Raw genomic sequence first — 25,604 nt, forward strand, 5'->3', positions numbered from 1 at the left:
TGATGAAATGGATTTTTCCCCGCTTTGGATTTCGCTCCGGACGGCAATACTCGCGACAGGCATTACTGTCGTCACGGGAATTTTGGCGGCCTGGTATGTCATCCGGCTCGGAAGAGTCCTTAAAGGTATTACCGACGGACTCCTAACGCTGCCCATGGTGCTGCCGCCGACCGTTGCCGGATTTTTTCTGCTCGTCTTTTTCGGCGTGCACGGCCCCGGCGGCAGCATCATTCAGGCGCTTTTCGGCGCGCGTGTCGTCTTCTCCTGGTACGCACCTGTGATTGCGTCAACGGTCGTCGCCTTTCCGCTGATGTACCGTACGATGCGCGGCGCGTTTGAACAGTTTGATACAACGCTTATCCAGTCCGCCAAGACGCTCGGCCTTGGCAACACCTTTATTTTCTGGCGGATTGTTCTTCCGAACTGCCGCTACGGCGTCCTTGCCGGGACGGTTCTGGCCTTTGCCAGAGGCCTTGGCGAATTCGGTGCAACAATTATGCTTGCCGGGAACATCCCAGGCAAGACGACAACGATTGCCGTCGCTGTCTATTCGGCCATGGCCGCGGGGAATGACGCGCTGGCATACAGATGGGTTCTGATTGACCTTGCCATTTCGCTTTTGGCGATGCTGGTCATGAATCTTGTGTCACAAAGCTCGAAAAAAGGCATAAGACCGACGAAAAGGGGGGCTTATCTTGGCCCTTGAAATAGATATCCGGAAAACGCTGCCGGATTTCAAGCTCGATATCCGCTTTCACGCGGATAAGGAGACGCTTGGGATTCTTGGCGCTTCCGGCAGCGGTAAAAGCATGACGCTCAAATGCATCGCGGGTATTGAAACACCAGACGAGGGTGTCATCATCCTTGACGGTTTCCCGCTTTTTGATTCGGAAAAGAAGCACAACATACCGCCGCAGAAGCGGAAGACAGGTTATCTTTTTCAAAACGCCGCGCTGTTCCCGAATATGACGGTGGGGCAAAACCTTGTCTGCGCCCAGCAGATGCGCAAAAAAAGGCGTGAGAAACGGGAAATGGCGTGCCGGGCGCTGCGCCGCGTCGGTCTTGACGGCTATGAAAACCGATATCCAGATGCGCTCTCGGGCGGGCAGCAGCAGCGTGCGGCGCTTGTGCGCCTTTTACTGTCAGAGCCGCGGCTTTTATTGCTTGACGAGCCGTTTTCGGCGCTGGACAGCAGCCTGCGCTGGCAGCTCGAGCGGGAAATCGGCCAAACACTTGAGACGTTCGGCGGCACGGCGCTCTTCGTTTCCCACAATCGAGACGAGGTCTACCGCTTGTGCGATCGGCTCCTTGTCATTTCTGATGGGAATGTGCAAACGGAAGGCGAAAAATGGCATCTTTTCAATGACCCGGGTACACTCGCTGCCTGTCAGCTCACCGGGTGCAAAAATGTTTCGCCGGTGCGCATCCTGTCTGAAAACCGTATTTTCGCCGAGGACTGGGGATTAACGCTATCGGTTGACATAAACAAAATAAAGGCTTGCGGCACGCCCCAATTTGTCGGTATCCGGGCGCACCATATCCATTTGACGGCGGATGAGACGCTTGCAAACACGTTTGCGTATGACCTCGCCGGAAGCCTGCAGGATACGTTTAGCGATATCCTGCTTCTTCGAAAGAAAGGAGATGTCAGCGCCGAGGCCTTGCGCTTCGATGTCCCCAGAGAGGACGCGAAAGCGCCTAGTACGCTGCCGCGCTATATGCGCCTTCCACCGGAGAATTTGCTTTTGCTACGGCGATAGAAACTGCCGGTACCTCACTATCCTCTGCAGCGTCAACAGGCCGCCGCTCGGCAGAGCGGCGGCCTGTTGACATCATTTGAGAGGAGGGGGACAGACCGTGGATTAAACGGCAGACTGTTTCGCTTTTTTCAGGAAGTAATCGTGGACGCGCAGATCGTCCGTCAGCTCCGGGTGAAAGGCCGTTACCAGGATGTTCCCTTGCTCCGCGGCCACAGGATGCCCGCTGGCTGATGCGAGGATGCGCGCCGCCCCCCAGGATTTTTCAATAAACGGCGCGCGGACAAACGTCATTGGAATCTCGCCGATGCCGGAAAAGGCGCTTGTCGTCTGAAAGCTCCCGAGCTGCCGCCCGAAGGCATTTCTTTTAACCGCGAGATTTATAGCGCCAAAGTAAACCGCGGGGTCGCTGACGATTTCTTTTGCCAGGAGGATCATGCCCGCGCACGTCCCGAAAACCGGCAGGCCACCGTCAATCCGGTTTTTTAAGGGCTCAAAAAGACCGGTCTCAAAAAGGAGCTTGCCGATGACGGTGCTCTCCCCGCCGGGAAGGATCAGCCCGCGCATATCTTGGCTGTCGAGATCGTGCTTATTCCTGATTTCAAAGGGCGCAGCCCCCAAACGCTTCAACGCATTGACATGCTCTATAAAGCCGCCCTGCAAGGCCAAAACGCCGATTTTCATTGCCCGCGCTCCGCCATTAACAGTTCAATCTCCTGCTCATTGATGCCGACCATTGCCGCGCCGAGGTCCTCTGAGAGCGCCGCCAACATCACCGGGTCGTTAAAATTCGTCACAGCCTTGACAATCGCCTGCGCCCGTCTGGCAGGGTCGCCCGACTTGAAGATGCCGGAGCCGACGAAAACACCCTCTGCCCCCAGCTGCATCATGAGCGCCGCGTCCGCCGGTGTCGCCACGCCGCCAGCCGCAAAGTTGACGACAGGGAGCTTGCCATTTTCATGAACAAATCGGACAAGGTCATACGGCACCTGTAATTGCTTGGCCTCATGAAACAATTCGTCCGTCCTGAGGCTTTGGATTTTTCGAATCTGCTGCGTGATGAGGCGCATATGGCGGACGGCCTGGACAATATCCCCCGTGCCGGGCTCCCCCTTTGTGCGGATCATGGATGCCCCCTCGGCGATGCGCCGCAGGGCTTCACCCAAATCTTTGGCGCCGCAGACAAACGGGACGTCAAACCGCGTTTTGTCGATATGAAAAACATCATCCGCCGGGGAGAGGACTTCGCTCTCGTCAATATAATCGATCTCAAGAGCCTGCAGAATTTGGGCCTCAGCAAAGTGGCCGATGCGCACCTTTGCCATGACGGGGATAGAAACGGCTTCTTGAATCCCTTTGATCATTTTCGGGTCGCTCATTCTTGAAACGCCGCCCGCCGCCCGGATATCGGCGGGGATGCGCTCCAGCGCCATGACGGCGCAGGCGCCCGCGTCCTCGGCAATGCGCGCCTGTTCCGGCGTCGTCACATCCATGATGACGCCGCCCTTGAGCATCTGAGCCAGGTTTTTGTTCAATTGATATCTATCCATCTTCATCGTCTCCATTAAGTCTTGTTTTCTGCTACTGTACGGTTTATTATAGAGACGTACTGGACTTATTTAAAGTATCAGATAAACAAAATACAATGGTACCAGATGGGGGCATCTATGATTGAATTAACAGTATCGCTGCAAAAAGAGGGAAGGGTGCCTCTTTATGAGCAGCTTTATGCGCATATCAAACAAGAGATCATCAGCGGTGCTTACGTGTTTAACACACGTCTGCCGTCCAAGCGGCAACTGGCAGCGCATCTAGCATGCAGCCGTAACACGGTTTTAACGGCTTACAGCCAGCTTTTGGCGGAGGGGTATATCACCGCCAGACCGAAAAGCGGGTATTATGTTAACGCGCTTGACAATATGGCACAGCTTGAGAAAGGCCAGGCTCAACCATCGCGCCCGATAAAAGAGCAGGAAGCCTGCCAGTATGATTTTTCCCATCACGGCGTTGACCCAATACATTTTCCCTTTGCATCGTGGCGGAAAATCACAAGAGACGTCATCAACGAATGGGATGAGGAGCTGCTCAAAACGGGACACCGCCAAGGCCATCCGGATTTGCGCGCCGCCATCGCTTCTTATCTATATCAGTCCCGCGGCGTTGTCTGCACGCCGGAACAGATCGTCGTCAGCGCTGGGACGGAGCTGCTGCTGCAGCTTCTCATCCAGCTGTTTGACGAAAATGTTGTTTACGCCATTGAAAACCCGGGTTATGAGAAGCTCAATCTCATTTTCAAAAGCAGCCGCGCATCGTACAAAACGGTCGACCTCGATGAAAACGGCATGCGGCCGGACGTCCTGCTCAAAAGCGGGGCGGATATCGCGTGCGTCACGCCGTCACACCAGTTTCCGACGGGGCGTATTATGCCGGTCAGCCGCCGCATCCAGCTGTTGAACTGGGCGCGCGGCAAAGAGGGGCGCTACATCGTTGAAGATGACTACGACAGCGAGTTTCGATACGACGGCAGACCCATCTCGTCCCTTCAGGGGCTGGATGGGAGCGGCAAGGTTATCTACCTCGGCGCGTTTTCAAAATCTCTGACGCCGGCATTGCGCGTGAGCTATATGGTTTTACCGGAGCGTCTGTTGCAAAGCTACCATGAAAAGCTGAATTTTTATATGTGCCCCGTCCCGACCATTGAGCAAAAAACACTTTATCGCTTTATTCAGGAAGGGCATTTTGAGCGGCATCTCAACAAAATGAGAACACTCTACAAACAAAAAAGGGAACGGCTTGTATCATCAATCCAGTTACTTTTGCCGAACGCGGTCATTGAAGGGGCGAGCGCCGGGCTGCATTTTGTTTTGAAACTCGATAACGGGCTGAGCGAACAGGCGCTTATTGAGGCTGCCAAAACGCAAAAGGTTCGAGTATACGGCCTGTCCCAATATTATTTCGAGCAAAGGCCCGACATGGACAGCGCCCTGCTGCTTGGTTTTGCGGCGATCAAATATGACGATATTTATGACGCCGTTTCCCGGCTCAAAAGCGCATGGGAGCGATAAATTTTGGCGGTTTTCTGAGGTGAATCGCCTGTCAAAGTCAACCCGCCGTCATCAGCCACGACAAGGCTTGCCCGGATGATAGAAGGAGGACCCTATGCTTTGCGGTCATAGGGTCCTCCTGATGTCTGGACGTTAATCAATTATTTTTTAAAGTATTTGAAGACAAAGAGATTGTGTTTTGAGTGTATCGGCCTTGAAGCTTTTATAATCGTTTTCCGCTTGATCCTGTGCCTCTTTGCGGACATTATTTATCAGCGTGAAATGATTCAAAAGCACACTGACGACGTTCGGGCAAAGAGCATGCTCCTTTGCCTTACTGATCAAGATATTTTTGATCTGCGTCTCCTGCATGCTTTTCCGATAAGGGCGATCTTCTGATATTGCGGTAAAAACATCTGATACGGCAATTATTCTCGCACCCAATGGGAGATTATTGTTATCAAGGTGAAACGGATATCCCTGGCCGTTTGGCTTTTCATGGTGATAAGCTGCCCATTTGCTGATGGTCTCGAAACCGCTGACGACTTCAAGCAAGCGGTATGTGTAATACGGATGGCATTTGACGATGCTAAACTCATCAGCTGTCAACAGACCGGGTTTTTCAAGGATTGCGCTGCTGACGGCTAGCTTCCCAAGATCATGCATGTGACCGGCGATCCGAATCATTTTACATTCATTCTCCGAGTAACCAAAAAGTTGCGCCAGTTTTTCGGCTGCTTTTGCAACACCGGCAGAATGTTTGGCCGTGAAGCAGCTTCGATAATCTATGATACGAGAAAAAATGATGGAGTAATCCAAGATCTGATCGAGGTCCAGTATGGCTAATTCCACTGAAGGAACCTTCGCCAGCCGGTCTAAAGGCAATTCATATGCCAGATCAAGCCATATGTACTCTATTTCACCTAAAGCGCAAAGGCAATCAACGAGCTGAGGCATAAATGCGGTTCCTCTCGAGGAAATGCTTTTGATGATATCCGGAATCTGCGGTAGGACATCTTTCTTCTTGTCGAGTAAAACACAGGTTCTATCCGCAATATGAATGATGTGACTTCCCAGCGGAATATGCGCATTGACGATACCGTTATATTTCCATGGGTGATGATGAAAAGTGATGATTTCAGCCGCCTTTTCAAGCGGCTTAAAACCCGTGAGCAGGCGGCTGCCCATATACCCATGGGATAAAGCGGAAGGCGATTCATCATCGATGTTTTCAAGGTTTTCATTTTGGGCTAATGCGCCGATATCATGAAGAAGACCAGCTAATATAATATTGTTTTGATCATCAGGGGATAGCTTTAGATACCTTGCAATATGATATGCAAGATAGGCCACCTGATGATGATGAGCGGACAAATCTGAACTGACAAGATCCTGAGCTTGAGATAAACAACTGAGCAAGTCCTTCAGGTTGACTTTAATACTGTTCATATACCACCGTAATAACAAAGAATAATCGATTATTATATCGAAATTTTTTGTATCTCAAATAGTAAGTCTTTCATGAACAGGCTTAATAAATCGACAAAATTCTACATGAAGCAACGAAAAGCAACGAATTCAAACATAAAAAGCGCGAAAGTTGTAACAAGAAGCAAGTGCCATTATCATATGCATCCAATATGATAAGTGTAGATTTTTGATAGATTGAGCCCCTATCAAAAAATCACTTTCTGACATGAAGCGTCTTCCCCTCCGCAATCCTTATTTCATTGCTTACTCCAATCTCCTACCTAGACAAAAAGAGGAACCTTTCCTTCAGGTTCCTCTTTTTGTGTTTTTAGGGAGCATTGCCATTAACGGCGGATAAAACGGCATCCTTGATTTCCTGATAGCTCGTACAGCGACATAGATTCGACTGCAGCCAGGATTCAATGGTGCCGTCACCCGGATTGGGATGGTGTTGCAGCAGCGCGTGACAGACCATGATAAAACCGGGCGTGCAGTACCCACACTGAAACGCCTCTTTTTCGACAAAGGCATTTTGTATGGGTGTATTCTCTAGGCCCTCGATTGTCGTAATCTCGTGGCCGACGGCCTCGAGAGCGAGCATCAGGCAGGACTTGACAGGCCAGCCGTCAAGGAGAATCGTACACGCGCCGCAGTCGCCGTTTTCACAGCCGATTTTCGTACCGGTTAGCCCCAGCTGACGGCGCAAGACCGTCAGCAGAATATCGGCAGGGCGGACCTTGACGGAAACGTCTCGTCCGTTGACGCGCAGATCGATCACGTTTTCACCGTGAAAATGCAGCATATCCGCTTCTCCCTTGACGATAATACAGCATTATTTTCTCGATTGTTTTTTTAAGAATGAAAGTGCGGTATTGTGAAGAACCGGACATATCGTCCAGCACCGGCTTGGAGAGGCGTTGGAGCGACTGCTCAAGCAAGGCCATGTCCTGCCCGTCAAGCGGGATGTCCTCCAAACGGACTGGATAGGCGCACAGGCCGCAGACGGCAAAACGCGCAACCCCCGCCTTGCAGACGGAGGAGACAGAAATCAGCGGATATCCGATTTTTTCGATCTCCACTTTTTTAATATGCGCATAGGGAAGGCTGACATAATCTTTTTCAATGCTGACATTTATGATCAATTCCCCGGGCTTGAGGCCTTTGCCCGTGGCCAGTGCAGTGCTTATCGGCTCTCGCCTGATATCGCCTCTAGGACTGGCAATGGTAATCAAAGCGTCGCAGACCAATAAAGGCGGCAGCGTTTCGTGGTAGTAAACCGTGCCGGCCAGGTTGCCGCCAAGCGTCAGCTTGCACTGGATCGTATGGTCGGCGATGCGCCCGCCCGCGAGGCTTAAGAGGGGAAACAGACCGGATTCGGCAAGGGCGCTGAGCGTGACGGCCGAACCGAAATAAAGCTTTTTGCCGTCAGGTCCGAGAGCGCGGCATTCGGGGATGTTCTTGATATCGATGACGGCATCCGGCTTTAAATTATAAACGCGGGACATACTGATGATCTCCGTCCCGCCGCCGTAATAGTATGGCTTTTTTCCGGTACCTGACAGCGCTGCGTAGAGTGCTGTCGCTTCCAAAACGGTATCAGGCCGATAATAATCAAAATCAAATGCCAGCATATGCTTCTCCGCCCGTTACCGCTTTCCAGACCGACTCAAACGTGACCGGCAGAGTATCAAACTGTTTGCCCGTGGCCTTGCACAGGGCGCCCGCGAGCGCTGGGGCCATTCCCAGAACGCCATGTTCGCCGAGACCGCGCGCGCCGAACGGGCCGCTCAAATTCGGTGTCTCGATAAAGCTGACGACGAATTCAGGCGTTTCGGCATAGTGCATCAGTTTGTAGGTTCGAAAGCTTGTGTCGAGAATCTCGCCGTTTGGTTTATAATGATTTTTTTCCCGCGTGGCGATGCCAAGACCCGTATTCATGCCGCCGAGTACCTGACCGGCCGCGCATAATGGGGATATGACCTTTCCGGCGTCAAGCACTGTTGCAGCCTTGACGAGCCTGTAAGTGTGCTCGGACACATCGTATTCCACCTCGACGGCCTGAGCACCCACTGTCCAGTATGGCCCTGATCGGCCTTTGCCTGTTTCCGGGTCAAGAAGAGACAAATGCTTCATGATAAAGCTGCCCCTGCCGACGACGGGCCCGCCCGCGGCGTTCCCTCCGGGATATTTGACGCCAAACACAACATCTTTGAGCTTGACAAAGCGGGCGGGATCTTCCGCGAGGAAAACGGTTTCCTGATCGAAATCGAGGTCTTCCGGTGCGCAGCGAAGCGCAATGGCGGCGTTTGATTTGATTTGGCTGACGGCGTCATCCGCCGCGGCGATGATCGCGTTGCCCGCCATGTAAAGCGACATGCTCGCAACTGTTTTCCAATGCTCCGGCTGGTCGTGCGTATTGACCTGCATATTCATCGTGATACTGCCAACGTTCATTTTAAGCCGCTGCGCCAGAATTTGGGGGAGCGACGTCGTCATGCCCGGCCCGCATTCGACAACGCCGCAATTCAGATTAACGCTGCCGTCCGAGCAGAAGGTAACAATTGCTGAGGAAGACGCGTCGGTCGGCGAGCTGGAGGTCTTTGAAAAGCATGCCATAGCCTTGGCACGAATGATGGTGTCACTGACCACAAGACGTGTGCCGCGCTCCCAGTCCATCAGTTCTTTAAGCCGGGTGATGCAGGCCGTGAGATTTCCTGTGTTGCTGAGCGTTATATCATCCTGTGTGGCTGTATAGGCCCCCTTTTCGGGTGCGTTTTTCAGGCGGAGGTCGACAGGGTCCATTTGCAGGACTTCGGCCAGCTTTTCAAGCGTCCGCTCGATGGCAAAGGTGGAGACACCGTGCCCAAAGCCGCGAAACGAGGTTGTATAGACGTGATTGGTGTAAAGGCAGAGGCAATCACATTGAATATTCGGCACATGATAAGCGCCGCAGCAGCTGACTGCCATGGCGCGTGCCATAACGGGCGATGTGTCCGCGTAGGCGCCGGCATCGACGAAGTAATCGGCCTGAAGCGCCCAGATTCGGCCCGTTTTATCGGCACCGAGGCGAATTCTTGATGTCGCGCCGATTTTGCAGGCACTTGAATAAAAGTTCTCCTCCCGTGTCAGAGCCAAACGGACTGCCCGACCGCCCACAGTCTTTGACGCGAGATACGCCAGCATTTCCGGGTGCGGACAGACTTTGCCGCCATAACCGCCACCGACGAAGGGGACATGAATGACGATATCTGTCTCCTTTAAGCCGAAGTATGTGGCGAGCAGCGCGCGGGTGGCGTGGGGCGCCTGCGTCGATGAATGGATGATAATCTGCCCGTTCGGGAAAATTTCGGCTCTTGCGTTTCGTGTTTCAATATAGGCGTGATTAGCCTGCGGGATGTTGTATTCACCATCAATGATGATTTCACTCTTCCGCCAGCCGTCTCCCATATCGCCTTTTCTGATTTTTGTGTGATTGGCAATATTTGTGCCCGCTTGCGGATAAACGGACGGTGTCATGTGCTGATAAGCGCCAAGCTCCGGGTGAATCGGTGCCAAAGCGGGGTTCATTGCGTCGTCAATGGAATTGGTCACCGGAAGCATCTCGTAGGAGACCTCTATAAGCTTTGTTGCATGCGCGGCCTGCCTTTCCTCGTCGGCAATCACAATGGCGACCGGCTCTCCGAAATAGCGCGTGACGCCGGTCGCCAAAACGGGCATGTCCCGCAAAACAGGGCCGGTCAGAACCCCGCAGTCAGCGCCCGTTACAACAGCGCGGACGCCCGGCAAGGCCAGGGCTTTCGTCGCATCGATCGACGTTATCTTCGCGTGAGCGCAGACACTCGTCAAAAGGCGCGCCTCTAGGCAGGCGGGTGAATAATCGTCATCATTAAATTTTGCGCGCCCGGTTACTTTGAGCCAAGCGTCTTTCCGGACGACGCCTGCGCCGATTTTCTGCTCCATTTTAAATACCCTTCAATAGCGATGTATTTATATTTGGCAGCAGAAAGGTATTATATACCAAACTTCAGCGAGAAAGAGAACGGCATTGGTGCCGGATGCGTTATTTTATCGGGCTATTTCACCGGACTTGATTTTGTCTTTGAGCTGCAACACTTTTTGTTCAATCTGGCAGATGACCGCTTGAAACGCTTCATCGGATTTTCCGGTAGGATCCTCAAGCCCCCAATCCTCCCGGTAATAGCAGGGGAGATAGGGGCACCCGACGCCGCAGCCCATCGTGACGACAATATCGACGGGCGGAAGCGCTTCGAGCAGCTTGGGACGCTGCGTGCGTTCCATGTCGATACCGTGCAGCTGCTTTATCAAGCGGACGGCGTCTTTATTGATTTCCGGTTTTGCTTCGGTTCCGGCGGAAAAGCTTTCAAAGACATCGGCACAGTGCTTTTTCCCCAGCGCCTCGGCGATCTGACTCCGGCAGGAATTATGCACGCAGATGAAAGCAACCTTTGACATATTGTTCATGTGGTGCCCTCCGCATTATTATTCTGAACGTTGCCGTCCGGCTTAAAAAATTTCTTTCTGAAAAACAAGGCGAGGTTGACAAGCGCGATCATGACGGGCACCTCAATCAGCGGCCCGACGACGGCGGCAAACGCCTGATCCGAGCCGATGCCGAACACGGCCACAGCGACGGCGATGGCAAGTTCAAAGTTATTGCTGGCCGCGGTAAAGGAGAGCGTCACCGTTTGCTCATACGGGATTTTCTGCCTGTAAGACATGTAAAAGCTCACAAGGAACATGACGGCGAAGTAAAGGAGCAGGGGGATGGCGAGCCGGACAACGACGAGCGGCAGGGAGACGATGACATGCCCCTTCAGGATGAACATAACGATGATCGTGTACAAAAGCGCGAAAAGCGCGAGAGGAGAAATTTTCGGGAGAAAGTTTTTTTCGTACCATTCCCGGCTTTTGGCTTTGAGCAGGATAAAACGCGTTAAGAAGCCGGCGGCAAATGGTATGCCGAGGTATATGAGTACGCTTTTCGCGACATCCCAGATGGAGATGTTTATAACATGCGCGCCCCAATCGAGGCCGAGCCATGTCGGCAGAACTGTCACGAAAACATAGATATAAATTGAATAAAACAGGATCTGGAATATGGAATTAAGCGCCACCAGAGCCGCGCACGTCTCATTGTCGCCCTTGGCCAGCGTGTTCCAGACGATGACCATGGCGATGCACCGGGCCAGGCCGATGATAATAAGGCCGACGGCAAAGGTCGGCATATCGCGCAGCAGAAGGACGGCAAGAGCAAACATCAGAACGGGCCCGATGATCCAGTTCTGGATGAGAGACAGCCCGAGGACCTTTTTATTCCGGGCGACCTTGCCGATCTCCTCATACTTGATTTTCGCCAGGGGCGGGTACATCATCACGATGAGGCCGATGGCAATCGGCCACGAGATCGTCCCGGTGCTCAGCCCCTCAAGGCTCTTTGCCAGACTGGGGAATAAGAATCCGCCGAGGACGCCGATACCCATAGCGATAAAAATCCATAACGTTAGGAATCTGTCGAGAAACGACAGCCGTGATTGCCTTTTTTGATGATTCATAGACGTTGCCTTTCACAAAGATTATTTCACGCCGAGCTTTGCGAAGATTTTCTTAACATCGTCGACTTTGAGAAGCTTGCCGTACGAAACGACTTTGCCGTCCACCACAAGACCCGGGGTTTGCATCACGCCGTATTTAGCGATTTCAAGCGCGTCCCCAACGTTCACGACATCATCGGTAAATCCGAGCTCTTTGACCGCCTGTTTGACATTATTGAAGGTATCTGTGCTCTTTTGGCAGCAAGCGCCCAAAACGACGAAGCGCGCGTTACTGTTAACAGTTTTTTCGGCAGGCTTCTCACAGCACTTTCCATCTGCGTCTCCACTGCCGCAGCACGATGTTTCTTTTTTTCTGATAAATTTGATAATGGACATTATAAACTCCTTTCAGTTTTAGCAGCTGCACTTTGTGATGCCGCAGCACAATCCTTCCGCTTTATTCCTTTTTCCTTCAAAAAATCGTTTTAGGTTATCCGGCAGTACATATTGATTTGGTCGGTGCGCATGCCTTTCCGGCCCGTAGACTGCGCGGAGAAGTGCGTCGATAAGCATTGCTTTAGGCGGGACTTCATATTCTTTCCCGTCAAAAACAAAAACTCTGCAGTCTGTCGATTGTCCGCTGATGTCCCCGCAGGAGCGGCAGGCATTTTCCTTGACCGCCAGGCAGATGTCCGTGCCGTTCAAACGAATGGTCGGAGACGCCAGAAATTTATATTTTTCGGCCATCCGTTCATCTGTGATTTCAATTCTACGGAGTACAATTTCATATCCTGCCAGAGACAAGACATGCTCGACATCCTGTATTGCCTCATTAAGCACGTCGTCGGCCCCAAGGCATCTGTCACATGTCTGAAGATCAAGGAACAAAAAGTCTACGACCAGCTTTTTATCAGGCAGAACGATTTTGGTGACGACATCACTGCTGCACGAGCAGCCTCGGGCAGTTTTTTTCTGGCCAAGATGAATGCGTGACATATTTCAGCCTCCTATACCAACAAAAATTGAAGGGCATTGAACAAATACCCGATGATGATAATACCAACAGTGACAATCGCAACAAAAACCGCCAGCAGTTTCGGTTTGACGGCGCGACGCAGCATAATTATGGAGGGTGCCGACAGCGCCGTGACCGCCATCATAAACGACAGGATTGTTCCGAGGCCGACGCCCTTCAAAAAGAGTGCTTCTGCAATTGGGATTGTGCCAAAGATATCGGCATACATCGGAACGCCGACAACCGTCGCCAGAATGACGGAAAACGGGTTTTTATTTCCAAGAATCATTTGGATGATGCTCTCCGGTATCCAGTTGTGGATGATAGCGCCGATGCCAACGCCGATGAGAACATACCAGAAGACTTTTCTGACGGTTGCCTGCACCTGTTCCCACGCATATTGCAGGCGATCTCGCTTTGTCAGCTCGGGTGATTCGAGATCGACACTGGCGGCAGATTTAATGAAGCTCTCTACATGCTTTTCCATACCGAGTTTTTGAATCAGCGTCCCGCCGATAACGGCCAGAACAAGACCGACGACGACATAGGCGAGGGCAACTTTTCCGCCAAAGATGCTCATGAGCAGGACAAGGGAGCCCAAATCAACGAGCGGCGACGAAATCAGAAACGAAAATGTGACACCGACGGGCAGACCGGCACTGGAGAAACCAATAAAGAGCGGAATCGAGGAGCAGGAACAAAACGGCGTCACCGTGCCGAGCAGCGCAGCAAGCGCGTTAGCGATAAGGCCGTTAAACCGCCCTAAAATCCGCTTAGTCCGTTCGGGCGGAAAATAGCTTTGGATATAGGAAATGATCAAAATGAGAACGGAGAGTAAAACGAGAATCTTGACGGCGTCATACAGGAAAAACTGAACGCTGCCCCAGAGCCGTGTGTTTAAATCGAGGCCCAGTGACGTAATTGCTGTTCCGATAAGCGCGTGCAGCCAGTTCATCCCCAATATTTGTGTTTGAAAAAAGACCCATATGGACTCGATAGCGGTCATAGTAACACCCCTTCACATTTAAAAATTTCGATATATTTGTCCGAATAAAAGCCATCAGGCTGACGGCTTTTTCAGGCAGCAGTTTGTATTGACAGTTTTTATATCAAGGCTTGTCAGTCTCTTCAGCAGGTCCAAGGCATGCTGGCTGCCGCTCTCGCTGAGTTGATAGTGCGTCCATTTTCCGTCCTGCCGGCTGTCAACAATACCGGAATCACATAAGATTTTCATGTGATACGATAACGTCGACTGGCTGATTAGAAGCTTCTCCAGCAGGACGCAGGCGCATTTTTCGCCACTGCGTAAAAGCTGGAGAATCATGAGACGGTTTTCATCGCAAAAAGCTTTAAAAACACGCGCGTTTTCCCGATGCGCCAATTCCATGCCCCTCACTCCAAATCGAGAATAATCGATATATAATAGCATAATCGTCACATTCAAATTTGTCAATGTGTTTTATGAAAAATTGTCATTTTCTTTTCTTGCCGAAGGGCGCCGACAGTTTTTCCATTTTGACGGGCTGCCCGCATATTTTGCAGTCGGTCATATTGCCAATGATCTCGTTACTGCGGCCTACCGGGATTTCAACGACTGTCTGTTCCGGAAAAACCTCCACTTTGCCGATATCACGGACTGTGAGGGATGTGCGATCGACGATAGCGCCGATGATGTGATTGACGGCGGCGCGATGCCTTGAGCCGACATCAAGCAGAATCGTTTCATAGACGGACGGTTTCGCTTTCGGCAAGGCGGGGCGCTTGCGTTCTTTCGGCATGGCATCATTAACAGGCTGCTGCACATGAGGGATAATGGCCGGTGCCAAATCGCGCTCAAAATTCAGCTGCATCGCTGCTGCGGCAATCTGATGATAGGTATAACCACGCATGGCCAATTGATCCGCCATTTCAGAAAAGTAAGGTGTTATCTCAATTTGCAGCGCCTCTTCCATGGCCGAGGTTATTTTTGCACGATTCACCTTCTTGATTTCGTCGGTCGTCGGCAGTTCAATCCGCGTAATCTGAGACTTTGCTTCGCGCGCGATATTCCGCATGGCGTAAACCTCGCGATTGCCGCTGCACAGCGTGACAGACCGGCCGAATTTTCCGGCACGGCCTGTGCGGCCGATTCGGTGCACATAGTACTCGGAATTAGCCGGAATATCGAAGTTGATCACCATATCCACATCGCTGACGTCGATGCCACGGGCGGCAATATCCGTTGCGATGAGGATGGCGGTTCTGCCCTGCTTAAACCCATGCATGACAGCTGTCCTCTGGGATTGCTTAATATCACTGTGAATACTCTCAACGCTGAAATTCCGAAAAGCCAGCAGCTCCGTAAGCTCATCGACCATCTTCTTCGTATTGCAAAAAATAATTGCTTTGGCCGGCGCATGAAAATCCAGGAGGGCAACGAGCGCGTCTTTCTTTCTGTTATGGGGCACATCGACGAAATTTTGTTCAATCTCGGCGATTGTCACCTGATCCTTATTAATCTCAATCATTTGCGGGTTCGTTTGGAACTCGTTTGTCAGTTTTAAAATCGCCGGTGGCATCGTTGCGGAAAACAGAACAGTCTGCCGGTCTTCCGGCGTATCTCTTAGAATTGTCTCGATATCTTCTTTGAAGCCCATATTTAGCATCTCGTCGGCCTCATCCAGAATGACCATTTTCAAATTGTTCAGTTTAATGGTTTTCCGCCGCATATGGTCCATCACCCGGCCGGGCGTGCCGACGACGATGTTGGCCCGTCGCAGGCGAATACACTGCTTGTCAATCGCGGCGCCGCCATATATTTCAACGGGACGGACGCCCGTTTTAAAGCGTGCAACTTTGCGAATTTCGTCGGCAGCCTGCATCGCCAGCTCACGCGTCGGGCAGAGAATAAGCACCTGAATCGTCGGCTTCTCCTCATGATTGTCAACCTTCTCAATTGCCGGAATTGCAAAAGCGACTGTTTTTCCTGTTCCAGTCTGCGAGCGCGCGATAACGTCCGCGCCTGTTCTGATAAGAGGAATAGCCTCGGATTGGACAGGTGTGGCGAAATCAAAGCCCATCTCGACAATGGCTCTTTCAATTTTTGGGGTCAGGTTCAGCTGCGAAAACGGAATTTTTGTCATTTATTTCCTCAATTCTAAAATAAAAAACGAGACAGAATGCCTCGTTTCAATAAACGATTAATTTGTATGATTCGCCGTTTAAACTATCATATTCACTGTATATTGTCAAATACAATGTTGTTTAGCAGGCTATTGGGACAGATTTGACTTGGCGGCATGTTGACAGCGGCCATTCTATTTTGATACTATTAAATAAAGTTTTGTTAGGATAGGAGCGTTTTTGCATGGGTTGGATTATTGTCGGCATCGTTGTCATTATCCTCATCATCTGGTTTATTAGCGCTTATAACCGTTTCGTTTCTCTGCGCAACCGCGTTGAAGAAGCCTTCTCCACGATGGATGTCTATCTGAAAAAGCGCTATGATCTCGTGCCCAACCTTGTTGAGACCGTTAAGGGTTACGCCAAACACGAAAGCACGACGTTTGAAAACATCGTCAAAGCCCGGAGCATGGCCATGGGCGCACAGTCGCTTGAGGAGCGGGCGCAGGGCGAAAACATGCTGACAGGCACACTTAAATCACTGTTCGCCCTTGCAGAAAATTATCCAGAACTCAAGGCCAATCAGAACTTTCTTGACCTGCAGGGGCAGCTGGCGGCCATTGAAAACGATATTATGAATTCCCGCAAGTATTACAACGCCATCGTCCGTGAATTCAACATCGCGCGTGAGGCCTTCCCGAGCGTCATCGTTGCCAACATGATGCATCTTGAGAAGAAGCCCATGTTCGAGATCGACGGCGCAGAACGCCAGAACGTCAAGGTTCAATTCTAAATCTGACACAGCGTATACAAAGGATAGCATTGCAAGCAAGCCGCCGCTTTCTGCTGATGCTATCCTTTATAACGTGAATGGACAATTTGAGCGAAGGGGATTCCTATGAAGAAGATTTTTGCCATTGTCATCTTAATCGCCGCCCTCGCGGCGCTGCTCATCATGCCGGCGGCAGCGGCGGAATATTTCACGATCTCCAACTATAAAGTAAACGTCAACATTTCTGAGAAGAATACATATGACGTGACCGAGGTCATTACCGTCAAATTTACGGAGCCGCGGCACGGTATCTATCGCAACATCCCCTATAATGGTACATGGCTGCGAGACGCGGACCACGGCGGCAATACAGACTGGCGGGCCAAAATATCGAATATCCGTGTGGACGGGGACAATTATTCCGTCAGCAAAAGTGGCGGCGACGTCGTTATCAAAATCGGCGACGCCGACAAATATGTGGACGGCACGCAGGTCTACCGGATATCCTACAGCATCCAGTTTTATGACGATGGGCTGCCGAATATGGACGAAGTCTACTACAACATCATCGGCACAGAATGGGATACAACGATCGATCACGCCTCCTTTTCCGTGACGCTGCCGAAGAGCTTTGACCCCGCGACGCTGGGCTTCTCGACCGGTACGTATGGGACTTCCGGTTATGACACCGCATCGCTGACGTATCAGGTGGTCGGCAACACAATCACAGGCGAGGTCAGCCGGCCGCTTGCCAGCGGGCAGGGCGTCACAATGCGCCTGGAGTTGCCGCAGGGTTACTTTGCCATTCCCAATCAGGGCGGCCCGGACGTTGCCCTCCTCGTCGGTATCGCGTTGCTTGTGCTGTTGGCCTTCGTCCTCTTCCTGCTCTACGGCAGGGACAGCAAGGTTGTCAAAACCGTCGAGTTTTACGCACCGGACGGCCTCACCCCTGCCGAGGTGGGGTACATCATTGACGGCGTCGTTGACAACCGGGATGTCGTGTCGCTTATTATTTACTGGGCGCACCGCGGCTATCTGACGATCGAAGACACCGGCGGGTCAAAATTCCAATTCCGAAAGCTCCGCGAACCGGATGATGATGCCCAACTATTTGAAAAACATATGTTCCAAAATCTTTTTGCAACCGGTGCACTCGTGACGTCAGCGAGTCTGACGAACACATTTTATACAACCGTCAACAGCACCAAGACGATGGTCAGCAATTCGTTTGATCATGAAAAGCGCCGCGTGTTTACAAAAACGTCCGCTGCGTTGCGGCCGCTTGTCAGCTTCATGACGGCGCTGCCCGTTATGCTGACGCTCCTATTGACGAATTTCCGTCTGTCGCAAGATTTTACAGACACCTTGATCACAACGGCGATTTTTGGCATTCTCATTATGCTGCCCGTGATGCTGCTTGTCAGCACGCTCCGCCGGTGGCGCGGCAAGGGCCCGGTCAGCCGGGTTGCTTCGCTCATCGCCGGGATACTTCTGGCTTTTATCACCATGACATTTTTCCTCGTGATGACAGCGGATTCCGTGTTTGTCCCGGCGCTGCCCTGGTGCGCCGCCCTAGGGACGGTGCTGCTCGGCCTGATTGCCGCGTTTATCGACAAGCGCACGCCCAAAGGAACGGAGTGGATGGGCAAAATCAGCGGCTTTCGCGATTTCCTGGAGCTTGCCGAGCGCGACAAGCTCGTCACCCTTGTCGAGCAGGACCCGAAGTATTTCTACAACATCCTGCCCTACGCCTGGGTGCTCAACGTGTCGGACAAATGGGCTAAAAAGTTCGAGACGATCGCGATTCAGCCGCCGGACTGGTACTATGGCCACGGAGGCGCCTTCTATCCCGTTATGTTCATGAGCGACCTCAACCGCTCGATGAATGCCGTGCAGTCGACGATGGTCTCGCGCCCGTCCTCCTCGGGCGGCGGCAGCGGCTTTTCCGGCGGCGGCTTCTCCGGCGGCGGCGGCGGCGGTGGCGGCGGCGGCAGTTGGTAGAATATTGACTATCTGAAAAAGGACCGCCACCGATTAACGGTGACGGTCTTTTTTGGCGGCTTCTCCGGACTCGTCGGGGCGCCTGTTTGAGATTCGAAGCGCTGTAACTTAAATTGCTATAACCTGCCTGACGCGGTCGGACACGATTTCAGCCAGCCGCCGATCCGTGCCGAGCGTTGACCCCATCGTCATTTTGACATGGGGGTATTTTTCGTTGAGCGCCGCGATTTCTCCCGGTATATCTTCTTTTATATGAATTCCGGCAAAGAGGAAATAAGGGATAACGACGATGTTGTCGGCACCTTTATCAATGAGGTTTTTAATGCCCGCTTCAAGGTTTTTGTCCCGAAACTGCAGATACGCTTCCTCAATCATATCGCTGACAAGAATTTCTTTGACGAAAGACGTGATTTGCGCCATGGTCTTTTCTGTGTCGCCTTCACGGCTGCCGTGCGCTAAGAGCAGAATACCAGTCATTTGAACTCTCCTGTTATATGTTTTTAAAATAGTGTGCCGCTGCCGCCAGTGTTTTATCAAGCTGCTCGTTGGTATGCGCGTCTGACAAAAACATCGCTTCAAATTGCGACGGCGCCAGATAAACGCCGCTTTGGAGCATGTGCATAAAATACCGGGAGAAGCCTACCGTATCGGCGCGTTGGGCATCATTGAAATTGTCGACAGGGCCGGGCGTAAAGAAAAGGCAGCCCAGCGAGCCGACGCGGTTTAACGCACAGGGCACACCGGCGCGGTCAACGATTTCTTGCAACCCGCTAAACAGCTTTTCGGCTGATGCTTCCAGGTGTGCGTAAACCGCCGGATGTTCCTTTAGATAAGTCAACTGGGCGATACCTGCCGCCATTGCAATCGGGTTGCCGCTTAACGTGCCCGCCTGGTAGACGGCACCGAGCGGCGCGACTTGCGCCATAAGGTCTCTCCGGCCGCCATAAGCCCCGACAGGGAGCCCGCCGCCGATGATTTTTCCAAAGGCCGTCAGGTCCGGGCGGACGCCGAAGCGCTCCTGCGCCCCGCCAAGCCCGAGACGAAAGCCTGTAATGACTTCATCAAAAATTAAAAGCGTCCCGTTTTCATTGCACAGCATGCGCAGAGCTGTAAGGAAATTTTCCCGTGGCGGGATAACGCCCATATTTGCGGCGACAGGCTCAATGATAACGGCCGCAATCTCGCCTTTGTTGCGTTCGAAGATTTCTTTTGTTATTTCGAGGTCGTTATAGGGCGCCGTCAACGTGTCCTTGGCACAGCCTGCTGTCACACCGGCGCTGCCGGAGATACCGGCCGTCATCAGGCCGGAGCCCGCCTTCACCAGCATCGCGTCGCAATGGCCGTGATAACAGCCCTCAAATTTAAGAATTTTGTCCCGGCCGGTTGCACCGCGGGCCACGCGAATGGCGCTCATGACAGCCTCGGTGCCCGAGTTGACCATGCGCACCATATCGATGGATGGGAAAATCGAACAGATGAGCTCCGCCATTGTCACTTCCCGCGCCGTCGCCGCACCGTAGCTCAGGCCGTCTCGGGCGGCCTTCATAACGGCTTCTAAAATAACGGGATGGTTATGACCGAGAATCATCGGCCCCCAGGAACCGATATAATCGACATACTCGTTTCCGTCAACATCTGTTATCAGGGCACCATCGGCGCTTTTAATAAAGCGGGGCGTGCCGGAAACCGACATAAACGCGCGCACCGGGCTGTTGACGCCGCCGGGGATTACTTTTTTCGCTTGCTCAAACAGGCGCTCTGATTCTGTCATTAGCCAAGCCTCCCCGCGTCAATCAAACCGGCGATTTCCGGCGCGTAATAGGAAATCAAAATATCGGCACCAGCCCTGAAGATGGACGCCGTTGTCTCGCAGATCATGGACGATTCGTCGACATACCCCGCGCGAGCTGCCGACTTGATCATTGCATACTCGCCGCTGACGCTGTAAGCCGCCGTGGGGACGTTGCAGGCGGCGGAAACACGGTCAATCACATCGAGGTAAGAGAGCGCGGGCTTGACCATTAAGATATCGGCGCCTTCTTGAAGGTCAAGCGCGGCCTCCTTGAGGGCTTCTTTTTTATTGTGATAATCCATCTGATAACCGCGTCGGTCGCCAAAGGCGGGTGCGGAACCGGCCGCGTCGCGAAACGGGCCGTAGAAGGCAGAGCTGTATTTGACGGCGTAGCTCATGATGGGGATATGTGAATAGGAATTCTGGTCGAGGCACGCCCGGATTGCGGCGACGCGGCCGTCCATCATATCCGACGGAGCGACCATATCGGCACCGGCCTGGGCCTGTGAGAGCGCCGTTTTGGCCAAAAGCGGCAGCGTCTTGTCATTATCCACCGCGTGACCGCTTATCACGCCGCAGTGACCGTGCGAGGAATATTCACAGAGGCAGACGTCTGTGACACAGTAAACGGACGGATATTCCGCTTTTATTTTAATAAGCGCCTTCTGGACGATGCCGTCGTCTGCATAAGCGCCGCTTGCCAGCGCGTCCTTGCCGTCCGGAATGCCGAAGAGGAGAACTTTGTCAATACCGGCCTTCAACAACGGCTCTATAACCGCCGGAAGGCGGTCAACGCTGTAACGGAACTGACCCGGCATGGCGGCGATTTCCTCTGCGATTTGATTACCTTCTTTAATGAATAGCGGGTAAATGAGGGAGGCTTTCGAAATCCGCGTTTCCCGAACCATTTCCCGAAGCGCCGGAGCGCCACGGAGACGGCGCGGTCTGTGAACAAGGTCCATTTACGCGCCCTCCCGCACAGATTGATGGAGCTCGGCGATTTTCTCTGCAAGGCTCTCAACTGAAATCTCCTTGGAGACGGCCGTTTTCATGCCGAACGTTCGGGCTTCCTGCGCTGTCTGCTCACCGATGCAGACGGCTGTAATTTCGGAAAAATCAGCCGATTCATAAAGCGCCGCAAAGCCACGGACGGTGGAGGCGCTCGTAAAAGCGACGAAGTCGATTTTTTTCTTCCCGAGGATATCGCGGCAAAGCATATTGTTGGGATACAGCGTGTCATACACCGGAATGTCGTCGTAAACGATACCGGCGTCGTCCAGTGCCGCTGTTAATTCCGAGGAGCCGATTTTAGCACGCGGGATGAGGAGCTTTTCGCCGGGCTTGACGACAGCGGCCAGCGCCTTGCCTAAATGGGCCGTATCGTAAACAGCCGGGACGCAATCGACGAATATACCGCGGCTGTTGATCGCTTTTTCCGTTGCCGAGCCGATGGCTGCAAATTTCATAGCGCCGAGCGCCCGAATATCAGTTTTATTTTTTCGGAGGGTATCAAAGAAAATTTCGACACCCGCCTGACTTGTCAAGACCACCCACGCATAATCCTTCAAATTTTCAAGAGCCGATTGGAAGGGGGCGTTTTGAGAAATCGCCGCCGTTTTGATCGCCGGGATTTCGAGAACCTCGGCACCGAGCGCCCGAAGTTTTTTCGTCAGCTTGGAGGCTAGCTCCTGCGGGCGCGTCACGACGACGCGCGCCCCACCCAAGGGCCTGTCCTCCGCCCAGTGGAATTTTTCGGACAGGCTGCAGACCATGCCGATGATGATTATGGACGGCGTTGAGATGTTTTCACGGCGAGCTGTCTCCGGCAATTTTTCCAGTGTCGAGACGACGCGGCGCTGGGCGGCTGTCGTCCCTTTTTCCAAAACAGCCGCCGGCATGTGCGGGCTCATTCCGGATTGGATCAAGCTATTGCAGATATAATCCAACGCCCCGACGCCCATTAAAAATATCAGGGTGCCGTTGAGCCTCACAAGCGCGTCGAAATCGATGTCAGGCTTATCGTCATTTTTAAGATGGCCTGTGATGATGTGAACGGATGAACAAAAATCCCGGTGCGTCACGGGAATACCGGCATACGCGGGCACCGCGATGGCCGAGGTGACGCCGGGGACAATTTCAAACGGGACACGGTGCGCATTCAAAAGCTCCAGCTCTTCACCGCCGCGGCCGAAAAGGAACGGGTCGCCGCCCTTGAGGCGGACGACGTTTTGCCCTTTCTGCGCTTCTTTAAGCAGCACCTCGTTAATGCGCTCCTGCTTCATGACGGCGTGCCCGGCGCGCTTGCCAACATTGATACGTTTGGCGCTTTCCGGGATAAGGCCCAGTATCGCATCACCCACGAGGCTGTCATATAAAACAACGTCGGCTTCCTCCAGGAGACTTTTTGCTTTCAGTGTCAGAAGACCGATGTCGGACGGACCGGCACCGACGAGCCAAACTTTCCCTTTTTTCATTCTCATTCTCCTTTGAGGCGCGTCAGGCCTTTATCTCTTTTAAAAGCAATTCGGCAAGGGTGACCCCAAGCTGCTCGGCGCAGTCTGCCGACATCTCCATGGCGCCGGTCATATGCCGGGCGCTCTTTTCATCATAATGAAGGCCGAAAAGCCGAATCGTCTTCCCCGTAATTTTCGCATACGCCGCAATGGGGGAGGAGCAGCCGCCGTCCAAACGGCGGACAAAGGCGCGCTCGGCCGTTGACGCGAGCCTTGCTTCGCGGTCGTCAACGCAGTGGAGATAGGAATGATCGTCGCCCGCTCTGGCCTGTACAGCCAAAATTCCCTGGCCGGCTGCCGGAATCATTTCGCTCTCAGTAAAAACACGCGTGATGCGCCCGGAAAGCCCCATGCGGTTGAGGCCTGCACAGGCCAGCACCGTAGCGGCATAGTCGCCGCCGTCCAGCTTGCTGAGCCGGAGCAAGACGTTGCCGCGGATGCCATTAACCGACACGCCCGGGTACAATTTTTCGAGCTGAAGCTTCCGGCGGGCGCTTGAGCAGCCGAAGGGCTTTGATAAATCAACGACGCTTGCCCCTTTTGGCAAAACAAGGGCGTCAAACGGATTTTCACGTTTTGTATAACTGATGATCGGCAAATCGTCCGGTGTTTGCATGGGCATGTCTTTCAGGCTGTGAACGGCAAAATCAATTTGGCCGCCGCGCAGGCCGATATCGAGCTCCTTGACGAAAAGACCCTTTCCGCCGACCTCGTCAAGATTTCTGTCTAAAATGACGTCACCGCTTGTTTTCATGGTGATCAGCTTAAAATCAAGTTCCGGGTGATGATGCTTGATCTGTTCGATAACGAGCTTTGCCTGAATAACGGCAAGCGCGCTTTCCCGGCTGCCGACTTTAATCAATCGTTTCATAGCTGTTCCCTTGTTTTAATAAATTCGCGGATATCGTCTGTGATGTTTTTCGTCCGGGTGTGATTGTCGCCGGTGCCGCAAATGCCGATAACCCCGCCGTTATAATGAACCGTTGCCGGGAAGAAGAAGCTGCACTCTTCTTTGCAGTCGGCGATACTGCAATGTTGGCCGGCCTTTTCGGCATCGAGCGCAATCTGATGATTGAGCGATCTGCTGTCGGTCGCCGCAATAACTAAAAAGGCGTTTTCAAGATCACGGGGCTCATACGCTTTTTGGTACAGCGTAATTTCTTTTCGCTGATGAAAACCGTTGATTTCCTCATGGACGTCAGGGGCGATGACGGTGATCCGGCATGGATAGGACAAAAGTGTTTTAATGCGGCGGCAGGCTACCGGGCCAGCCCCGACAACGACGACTTCTTTACCGGAGAGATCCAGAAAGAGTGGAAAGCGCGGCGGCAAATTGGGCGAGTCGTTGTCCATCGGTTTGAGAGCCGCTTCATCCTGCATATCGGATATAAAGCTGGCGAACAGCTCATCGTCGGCGTTTTTCTCAAGACTCAGCAGAATATTCTCAACGACCTTTGAAACAGCCTGGCCAGCCGCATTGTGAACAAGCCGGCGGGCGCTGTCGTCAAGTGACACATGCCGCAGATTGTGGCGTATCCGTTCTGATACCTCTGTCGACGCGGCGACGCCGAGTTCTGTGATTTTCGGCATGAGAGAGCGCACGCGGCGCCAGCGGTCAAATTCCGCGATTTCCGCATCAAGAATCGACAAAACCTGTCCAACAGCCGCATTTTCGGCGTCAAGCGCCATGCTCCCGCCGAGATGGTCTATATCGTAAAGCGTTATGTGCGGCAGCACGCCGATTTGTGGGTTAATATCACGCGGTACGGCCAGATCAAACAGCATTTTTTCCGAACCGGTGAAATGCGTTTTGGCATCGTCGTACAAGAGCGTATAGTGCGGGCTTCTCGTCGCGCTGATGATGACCGCACTCGCGCCAAGCAGGCTATAACGCGCCTCATAATCAATCGCGCGGCAGCCCGGGGGAGCCGTTGTCGCGCCATTGCTGTATTGGCGCAGCGTGACGGTGACATCGGCACCCTCGCCAACAAGACTTTCTGCCGCCAGACGGCCCATCTCACCGCTGCCGATGACGAGGCAGGGCAGGCCGTTCAGGTCGCTGAATTTTTCTTTCAGGATTTCGACGGCCGTCATCGCGGCGGAGCAGTCAACCGGCGTCAAACGCACGGCTGTTTTCGCTTTCTTCGCGGCGGTGACGGCGCGGCGGAAGAGAGAATCGAGCACCGAGTCTGACGACCGGCTTGCCCGGGCAAAATCGATGGCTTCCTTGACCTGCGATAAAATCTGTTCCTCACCGAAAATCAGGGATTTTAAACCCGCAGCAAGCTCAAACAGATGACGGACAGCCTCCTTGCCCACCCGGCAGGTAAAGAATTTTTTGTAGTTGGCAGCGTCGATGTGAAAGAGTTCACAAAGGATATCAAACGGGTTGTGCTTGGGTGCCCCCGTATGATGCGTCCAAAGCTCCATTCTGTTGCACGTGCTGATGATGACGCAGCCGGAAACGCCGGTGTATGAACCGACGCGGCCCAGCATCGCCGCCTGCGCCGTTTTCGTCAGCGCAAAGCGCTCTCTGTATTCAATTGAGGCTTTATTGAAATCAATGCCCGCCATGCAGATGTTCAT

General features: G+C 52.8%; 24 protein-coding genes. 5 read left to right on the forward strand and 19 right to left on the reverse strand.

What is annotated here, in order from left to right; translation table 11 throughout:
* Nucleotides 1–7 precede the first annotated feature (7 nt).
* Together modB and IZU99_01050 are read left to right on the forward strand one after the other, a co-directional pair.
* The gene (gene modB / locus IZU99_01045; GenBank protein ID UOO37885.1) at nt 8–706 is read left to right on the forward strand and encodes a molybdate ABC transporter permease subunit; all 699 of its coding nucleotides are present in this window, start codon (nt 8–10) and stop codon (nt 704–706) included.
* Complete coding sequence (locus tag IZU99_01050) at nt 696–1,760, forward strand: ATP-binding cassette domain-containing protein (GenBank protein ID UOO37886.1); 1,065 nt, start codon at nt 696–698, stop codon at nt 1,758–1,760. The genes modB and IZU99_01050 overlap by 11 nt, the downstream gene beginning before the upstream one ends.
* A 102-nt stretch (nt 1,761–1,862) precedes the next feature.
* On the opposite strand, the gene pdxT is transcribed toward IZU99_01050, so the two are convergent.
* Nucleotides 1,863–2,441 carry a pyridoxal 5'-phosphate synthase glutaminase subunit PdxT gene (pdxT, locus tag IZU99_01055; GenBank protein ID UOO37887.1) on the reverse strand — a complete coding sequence of 193 codons (579 nt, stop codon included), beginning with the start codon at nt 2,439–2,441 and terminating at the stop codon, nt 1,863–1,865.
* Nucleotides 2,438–3,313, reverse strand: coding sequence for a pyridoxal 5'-phosphate synthase lyase subunit PdxS (pdxS, locus tag IZU99_01060; protein ID UOO38705.1), 876 nt, complete (start codon nt 3,311–3,313; stop codon nt 2,438–2,440). The genes pdxT and pdxS overlap by 4 nt, the downstream gene beginning before the upstream one ends.
* 111 nt (nt 3,314–3,424) lie before the next feature.
* Here pdxS and IZU99_01065 point away from each other — a divergent pair, with 111 nt between their 5' ends.
* Nucleotides 3,425–4,822 (forward strand): PLP-dependent aminotransferase family protein, encoded by a 1,398-nt coding sequence (locus IZU99_01065; GenBank protein UOO37888.1) that lies wholly within the window; start codon nt 3,425–3,427, stop codon nt 4,820–4,822.
* 147 nt (nt 4,823–4,969) lie between these two features.
* Here the strand turns inward: IZU99_01065 and IZU99_01070 are convergent, their stop codons facing one another.
* The 11 genes from IZU99_01070 to IZU99_01120 all read right to left on the reverse strand — a co-directional run bounded on the left by IZU99_01070 (nt 4,970) and on the right by IZU99_01120 (nt 15,960).
* Nucleotides 4,970–6,250 (reverse strand): HD domain-containing protein, encoded by a 1,281-nt coding sequence (locus IZU99_01070; protein UOO37889.1) that lies wholly within the window; start codon nt 6,248–6,250, stop codon nt 4,970–4,972.
* 349 nt (nt 6,251–6,599) lie between these two features.
* On the reverse strand, nt 6,600–7,073 hold the full coding sequence (locus IZU99_01075; protein UOO37890.1) for a (2Fe-2S)-binding protein: 474 nt from the start codon (nt 7,071–7,073) through the stop codon (nt 6,600–6,602).
* Nucleotides 7,054–7,902 (reverse strand): FAD binding domain-containing protein, encoded by an 849-nt coding sequence (locus tag IZU99_01080; protein UOO37891.1) that lies wholly within the window; start codon nt 7,900–7,902, stop codon nt 7,054–7,056. The genes IZU99_01075 and IZU99_01080 overlap by 20 nt, the downstream gene beginning before the upstream one ends.
* The gene (locus IZU99_01085; protein UOO37892.1) at nt 7,889–10,231 is read right to left on the reverse strand and encodes a xanthine dehydrogenase family protein molybdopterin-binding subunit; all 2,343 of its coding nucleotides are present in this window, start codon (nt 10,229–10,231) and stop codon (nt 7,889–7,891) included. The genes IZU99_01080 and IZU99_01085 overlap by 14 nt, the downstream gene beginning before the upstream one ends.
* Nucleotides 10,232–10,336: 105 nt before the next feature.
* The gene (locus IZU99_01090) at nt 10,337–10,744 is read right to left on the reverse strand and encodes an arsenate reductase ArsC (protein UOO38706.1); all 408 of its coding nucleotides are present in this window, start codon (nt 10,742–10,744) and stop codon (nt 10,337–10,339) included.
* Nucleotides 10,745–10,749: 5 nt separating this feature from the next.
* Nucleotides 10,750–11,844: an ACR3 family arsenite efflux transporter gene (arsB, locus tag IZU99_01095; GenBank protein UOO37893.1), complete on the reverse strand. Its 1,095-nt coding sequence runs from the start codon at nt 11,842–11,844 to the stop codon at nt 10,750–10,752.
* A 21-nt stretch (nt 11,845–11,865) separates the two neighbouring features.
* Nucleotides 11,866–12,219, reverse strand: a complete 354-nt coding sequence (locus IZU99_01100) for a thioredoxin family protein (GenBank protein UOO37894.1) — start codon at nt 12,217–12,219, stop codon at nt 11,866–11,868.
* An 18-nt stretch (nt 12,220–12,237) separates the two neighbouring features.
* Nucleotides 12,238–12,819: a DUF2703 domain-containing protein gene (locus IZU99_01105; protein ID UOO37895.1), complete on the reverse strand. Its 582-nt coding sequence runs from the start codon at nt 12,817–12,819 to the stop codon at nt 12,238–12,240.
* Between the two features lie 11 nt (nt 12,820–12,830).
* Entirely contained in the window at nt 12,831–13,844 is a 1,014-nt protein-coding gene (locus IZU99_01110; protein UOO37896.1) for a permease, read from the reverse strand.
* 54 nt (nt 13,845–13,898) lie between these two features.
* A complete protein-coding gene (locus IZU99_01115; GenBank protein ID UOO37897.1) occupies nt 13,899–14,225 on the reverse strand; it encodes a winged helix-turn-helix transcriptional regulator in 327 nt (108 codons plus the stop codon).
* An 85-nt stretch (nt 14,226–14,310) separates the two neighbouring features.
* The gene (locus IZU99_01120) at nt 14,311–15,960 is read right to left on the reverse strand and encodes a DEAD/DEAH box helicase (GenBank protein ID UOO37898.1); all 1,650 of its coding nucleotides are present in this window, start codon (nt 15,958–15,960) and stop codon (nt 14,311–14,313) included.
* Nucleotides 15,961–16,184: 224 nt separating this feature from the next.
* Between IZU99_01120 and IZU99_01125 the strand changes: the two genes are divergently transcribed.
* Nucleotides 16,185–16,733, forward strand: a complete 549-nt coding sequence (locus tag IZU99_01125) for a LemA family protein (protein ID UOO37899.1) — start codon at nt 16,185–16,187, stop codon at nt 16,731–16,733.
* Nucleotides 16,734–16,838: 105 nt separating this feature from the next.
* On the forward strand, nt 16,839–18,713 hold the full coding sequence (locus IZU99_01130) for a DUF2207 domain-containing protein (GenBank protein UOO37900.1): 1,875 nt from the start codon (nt 16,839–16,841) through the stop codon (nt 18,711–18,713).
* Between the two features lie 108 nt (nt 18,714–18,821).
* Here the strand turns inward: IZU99_01130 and IZU99_01135 are convergent, their stop codons facing one another.
* Genes IZU99_01135 through hemA form a run of 6 tightly spaced genes read right to left on the reverse strand, consistent with a single transcriptional unit; the run spans nt 18,822 to nt 25,604 of the window.
* Nucleotides 18,822–19,190 carry a CbiX/SirB N-terminal domain-containing protein gene (locus tag IZU99_01135; GenBank protein UOO37901.1) on the reverse strand — a complete coding sequence of 123 codons (369 nt, stop codon included), beginning with the start codon at nt 19,188–19,190 and terminating at the stop codon, nt 18,822–18,824.
* Between the two features lie 13 nt (nt 19,191–19,203).
* A complete protein-coding gene (hemL, locus tag IZU99_01140) occupies nt 19,204–20,484 on the reverse strand; it encodes a glutamate-1-semialdehyde 2,1-aminomutase (GenBank protein ID UOO37902.1) in 1,281 nt (426 codons plus the stop codon).
* Complete coding sequence (hemB, locus tag IZU99_01145; protein UOO37903.1) at nt 20,484–21,467, reverse strand: porphobilinogen synthase; 984 nt, start codon at nt 21,465–21,467, stop codon at nt 20,484–20,486. Before hemB ends, hemL begins: the two co-directional genes overlap by 1 nt.
* A complete protein-coding gene (gene cobA / locus IZU99_01150; protein UOO37904.1) occupies nt 21,468–22,979 on the reverse strand; it encodes a uroporphyrinogen-III C-methyltransferase in 1,512 nt (503 codons plus the stop codon). It lies immediately after the preceding gene.
* A 22-nt stretch (nt 22,980–23,001) separates the two neighbouring features.
* Complete coding sequence (gene hemC / locus IZU99_01155) at nt 23,002–23,889, reverse strand: hydroxymethylbilane synthase (GenBank protein ID UOO37905.1); 888 nt, start codon at nt 23,887–23,889, stop codon at nt 23,002–23,004.
* The gene (hemA, locus tag IZU99_01160; protein UOO37906.1) at nt 23,886–25,604 is read right to left on the reverse strand and encodes a glutamyl-tRNA reductase; all 1,719 of its coding nucleotides are present in this window, start codon (nt 25,602–25,604) and stop codon (nt 23,886–23,888) included. Before hemA ends, hemC begins: the two co-directional genes overlap by 4 nt.

Source organism: Oscillospiraceae bacterium CM, from assembly GCA_022870705.1.
Classification (GTDB): Bacteria; Bacillota; Clostridia; order Oscillospirales; family Oscillospiraceae; genus Sporobacter.

Excerpts from the sequence above, each read along its gene's own strand:
- IZU99_01100 (UOO37894.1), bottom strand. The coding sequence starts at position 12,219 with ATGTCCATTATCAAATTTATCAGAAAAAAAGAAACATCGTGCTGCGGC.
- IZU99_01080 (UOO37891.1), bottom strand. The coding sequence starts at position 7,902 with ATGCTGGCATTTGATTTTGATTATTATCGGCCTGATACCGTTTTGGAA.
- IZU99_01110 (UOO37896.1), bottom strand. The coding sequence starts at position 13,844 with ATGACCGCTATCGAGTCCATATGGGTCTTTTTTCAAACACAAATATTG.
- IZU99_01130 (UOO37900.1), top strand. The coding sequence starts at position 16,839 with ATGAAGAAGATTTTTGCCATTGTCATCTTAATCGCCGCCCTCGCGGCG.
- IZU99_01085 (UOO37892.1), bottom strand. The coding sequence starts at position 10,231 with ATGGAGCAGAAAATCGGCGCAGGCGTCGTCCGGAAAGACGCTTGGCTC.
- IZU99_01105 (UOO37895.1), bottom strand. The coding sequence starts at position 12,819 with ATGTCACGCATTCATCTTGGCCAGAAAAAAACTGCCCGAGGCTGCTCG.
- arsB (UOO37893.1), bottom strand. The coding sequence starts at position 11,844 with ATGAATCATCAAAAAAGGCAATCACGGCTGTCGTTTCTCGACAGATTC.
- modB (UOO37885.1), top strand. The coding sequence starts at position 8 with ATGGATTTTTCCCCGCTTTGGATTTCGCTCCGGACGGCAATACTCGCG.
- IZU99_01120 (UOO37898.1), bottom strand. The coding sequence starts at position 15,960 with ATGACAAAAATTCCGTTTTCGCAGCTGAACCTGACCCCAAAAATTGAA.
- hemC (UOO37905.1), bottom strand. The coding sequence starts at position 23,889 with ATGAAACGATTGATTAAAGTCGGCAGCCGGGAAAGCGCGCTTGCCGTT.
- hemB (UOO37903.1), bottom strand. The coding sequence starts at position 21,467 with ATGGACCTTGTTCACAGACCGCGCCGTCTCCGTGGCGCTCCGGCGCTT.
- IZU99_01125 (UOO37899.1), top strand. The coding sequence starts at position 16,185 with ATGGGTTGGATTATTGTCGGCATCGTTGTCATTATCCTCATCATCTGG.
- IZU99_01070 (UOO37889.1), bottom strand. The coding sequence starts at position 6,250 with ATGAACAGTATTAAAGTCAACCTGAAGGACTTGCTCAGTTGTTTATCT.
- IZU99_01115 (UOO37897.1), bottom strand. The coding sequence starts at position 14,225 with ATGGAATTGGCGCATCGGGAAAACGCGCGTGTTTTTAAAGCTTTTTGC.
- hemA (UOO37906.1), bottom strand. The coding sequence starts at position 25,604 with ATGAACATCTGCATGGCGGGCATTGATTTCAATAAAGCCTCAATTGAA.
- IZU99_01075 (UOO37890.1), bottom strand. The coding sequence starts at position 7,073 with ATGCTGCATTTTCACGGTGAAAACGTGATCGATCTGCGCGTCAACGGA.
- pdxS (UOO38705.1), bottom strand. The coding sequence starts at position 3,313 with ATGAAGATGGATAGATATCAATTGAACAAAAACCTGGCTCAGATGCTC.
- IZU99_01135 (UOO37901.1), bottom strand. The coding sequence starts at position 19,190 with ATGACTGGTATTCTGCTCTTAGCGCACGGCAGCCGTGAAGGCGACACA.
- pdxT (UOO37887.1), bottom strand. The coding sequence starts at position 2,441 with ATGAAAATCGGCGTTTTGGCCTTGCAGGGCGGCTTTATAGAGCATGTC.
- IZU99_01090 (UOO38706.1), bottom strand. The coding sequence starts at position 10,744 with ATGTCAAAGGTTGCTTTCATCTGCGTGCATAATTCCTGCCGGAGTCAG.
- cobA (UOO37904.1), bottom strand. The coding sequence starts at position 22,979 with ATGAAAAAAGGGAAAGTTTGGCTCGTCGGTGCCGGTCCGTCCGACATC.
- IZU99_01065 (UOO37888.1), top strand. The coding sequence starts at position 3,425 with ATGATTGAATTAACAGTATCGCTGCAAAAAGAGGGAAGGGTGCCTCTT.
- hemL (UOO37902.1), bottom strand. The coding sequence starts at position 20,484 with ATGACAGAATCAGAGCGCCTGTTTGAGCAAGCGAAAAAAGTAATCCCC.